This is a genomic window from Nostoc sp. LPT (assembly GCF_017115165.1).
Classification (GTDB): Bacteria; Cyanobacteriota; Cyanobacteriia; order Cyanobacteriales; family Nostocaceae; genus Nostoc.
This window is the reverse complement of sequence record NZ_JABXKF010000103.1, coordinates 1-2,759: the sequence shown is the minus strand read 5'-3', so window position 1 is coordinate 2,759 and position 2,759 is coordinate 1. Positions and strand designations below refer to the sequence as shown.

Genomic DNA, 2,759 nt, shown 5'->3' with positions numbered 1-2,759 from the left:
GTTTATTGAATTCGGGCGGTCGTTTATTGAATTCGGGCGGTCGTTTATTGAATTCGGGCGGTCGTTTATTGAATTCAAGCAGTGGTTAGGGTGGGGTAAAACCCAGATTCTTAAACAACTTCAGACTTGTGTGTACACCGTAGCCTTTTAGGAGAGGGAACTGGAAAAAGAGGCAATTTAAAGCCTATCTCCTCGCAGGAGAGAGATCAAATATCAAATTTTCACTTTGAATTCAGGAGTAAAATCAATGCGTAAACCGTCTATTTACAAACAACTGCTTGCTTTCTTTATCGCCGGAATTGTAATTTTTACCACTTTAGGTGGTTGGATATCAGTCCAAGCAGAAACAGAATCACCGATATCGCCAAATACAGAACAGCTGAATTTGGTAGGGGATGGTAAACCCTTTAAACCGGCTGATCTCGAACAGTCGGAAAAACCTTATGAAGGCGATCGCGGTATCCCCAGAGGCATAGATAACCGTATGCCTATGCTAAGTAGATATTATCCTTGGTCAGCGATCGGACGAGTGCAAGGAACAACAGCTGACGCTAAAAGCTATTATTGCACGGGCACATTAATTGCTGATGATATTGTTTTAACCAATGCTCACTGTGTAATTGATACTGAGACTCATCAACTCAGTAAAGAACTTCGGTTTATACCCAATGTTATTAATGGCAAACTCCAGAGTCAAGAAGATATTGCCAAAGTACAGAATGTTACAAAAAATGTGTGGTACGGTACAGATTTCAAGAATGGTGGTTTCGATAACGTCAAAAATCAAAGCAAAGACTGGGCATTAATCAGAATTAATCAGCCCCTAGCCCGCAAATATGGTCGTTTAGGATGGAAGTCTGTACCTAGTTCTACTTTGATTAAACAAAAGCAAGATAAATTATTCTTTGTTGGTTACTCTGGTGACTACCCAGATCCCACCAAAGAAGGCTATGAATCCTACACCGCCGGTAAGGGATGGACTGCGGGTTATGAAGATAATTGCAGTATTGTTGGTGAAGAATCAAATCTTTTACTTCATGATTGCGCTACCGCAGGCGGCGCTTCCGGCGGGCCAATCATTGATTGGATTGACGGTATGCCCTATATTGTCGCCCTAAATAACGGTGAAGTTACAATCCCTAGCACAGGGCAAGATATTATCAACTTTGCAGTAAAAATGGATTTCTTAGATAAGTTGACTGGTAGAAAGTAAACCAGCGATCGCTGTAATTTAATGTAGAGATGTTGCAATTGCTAGTCTCTACACACCATAAAACCCTACATTATGAATAATATTTCGACAAGCAATAATTGGGACACTTCCCTTTACGAAGATAAACACGCCTTTGTCTGGCAGTATGGCGAAGACTTACTGAAATTACTAAACCCTCAGCCAGGAGAATCCATTTTGGATCTTGGCTGTGGGACTGGACAACTCACAGAAAAAATTGCCCAAGCTGGTGCTGAAGTTATGGGGGTTGATTATGCACCCGCGATGATCGAAAAGGCCAGACAAAACTATCCCCATATCCGCTTTGATATTGCTGATGCTAGGAACTTTCAAGTAGATAAGCCATTAGATGCTGTATTTTCCAACGCTGTATTGCATTGGGTGAAAGAAGCAGATAGTGCGATCGCTTCCATACATCAATCCCTAAAACCCGGAGGGCGTTTTGTTGCAGAATTTGGTGGTAAGGGAAATATAAAGGCGATCGCCACAGCTTTATACAGTGCTTTAGAGTCCATTGGTATCCCTCAGGCACAAGTAGAGAATCCTTGGTATTACCCCAGTATTGGCGAATACAGCAGCCTACTAGAACAGCAAGGCTTTGATGTCATTTATGCTATCCTGTTTCCTCGCCCAACTCCCCTAGCAGAGGGAGAAGCTGGCATCGCAAACTGGATTAAAATGTTCGCCAGCCCTTTTTTAGCAGGACTTTCACTTGAGCAACAAATACAAATAATTTCCGTCGTTGAGGAATATCTGAAGCCAACACTATATCAACAAGGAACTTGGACAGCAGATTATCGAAGAATTCGCATCGTTGCTATTAAACTTTAATTTGTGCGAATTTTAACTTGTGTCTTGATGACGAATTATGAATTAGTATCAGTTATGTATATACCTAAATTATGCGATCGCCCTACAGCCCTTCTCCTAAAGGAGACGCTACGCGAACGGGCATCCTACGGCAGGCGTTGGCGCAGCCATCGCCAGACATCATTTTCATTACTACTAACTCTTAGCCTCACCACTTTACTAGTCCCGCCTTCACTAGCACAAACCCCCTCAATCCCGTCGCCTTCTAGTGCGCCTTTAGAACTAGACTTATTGACCAAGCCAAAAGACTATATAATCACAGCTACCACCATTCATCCAGAACGATTAACCGTTCCCAGTTTATGGTGGGCACAACAAAATTCTGAGAAAAAGCTATTGGATAATTGGATCGCATATCCAGCTTCTAACAAAGAACCTGCACGAGTAGACTTGATCGTGAATCAGCAAATTTGGAGCTTACTAGACGATATACAGCGCTACGACTTCGTAAATCGCTTGGGTAGCGCTGCACGGAACTTTGGTTACAACGTCCGGGTATTTAATTATCAAAAAGAACCCTTGGCAACCTACACTTGCAACTTTAGTACAAGTCCAGCTTTATGCAGTATCCAAACCACTATTAACAACAAGATAGGGTTACAGCCCTGACTATCTAATTAGTATTTAAGAGCTTGAGACTCAAGCACAGCGAGAAGTT

At 42.2% G+C, this 2,759-nt stretch carries 3 protein-coding genes; all 3 read left to right on the top strand.

Annotated elements, in window-relative coordinates:
* Nucleotides 1-247 precede the first annotated feature (247 nt).
* The 3 genes from HWQ58_RS19635 to HWQ58_RS19625 all read left to right on the top strand — a co-directional run bounded on the left by HWQ58_RS19635 (nucleotide 248) and on the right by HWQ58_RS19625 (nucleotide 2,710).
* Complete coding sequence (locus tag HWQ58_RS19635) at nucleotides 248-1,213, top strand: trypsin-like peptidase domain-containing protein (protein ID WP_292866191.1); 966 nt, start codon at nucleotides 248-250, stop codon at nucleotides 1,211-1,213.
* Between the two features lie 72 nt (nucleotides 1,214-1,285).
* Entirely contained in the window at nucleotides 1,286-2,062 is a 777-nt protein-coding gene (locus HWQ58_RS19630) for a methyltransferase domain-containing protein (protein ID WP_292866188.1), read from the top strand.
* Between the two features lie 54 nt (nucleotides 2,063-2,116).
* The gene (locus HWQ58_RS19625) at nucleotides 2,117-2,710 is read left to right on the top strand and encodes a hypothetical protein (RefSeq protein ID WP_292866185.1); all 594 of its coding nucleotides are present in this window, start codon (nucleotides 2,117-2,119) and stop codon (nucleotides 2,708-2,710) included.
* Nucleotides 2,711-2,759: the final 49 nt, after the last annotated feature.

What these genes read in the sequence shown, in the direction of transcription:
- HWQ58_RS19635 (WP_292866191.1), top strand. Translation starts at nt 248, where the DNA reads ATGCGTAAACCGTCTATTTACAAACAACTGCTTGCTTTCTTTATCGCC.
- HWQ58_RS19630 (WP_292866188.1), top strand. Translation starts at nt 1,286, where the DNA reads ATGAATAATATTTCGACAAGCAATAATTGGGACACTTCCCTTTACGAA.
- HWQ58_RS19625 (WP_292866185.1), top strand. Translation starts at nt 2,117, where the DNA reads ATGTATATACCTAAATTATGCGATCGCCCTACAGCCCTTCTCCTAAAG.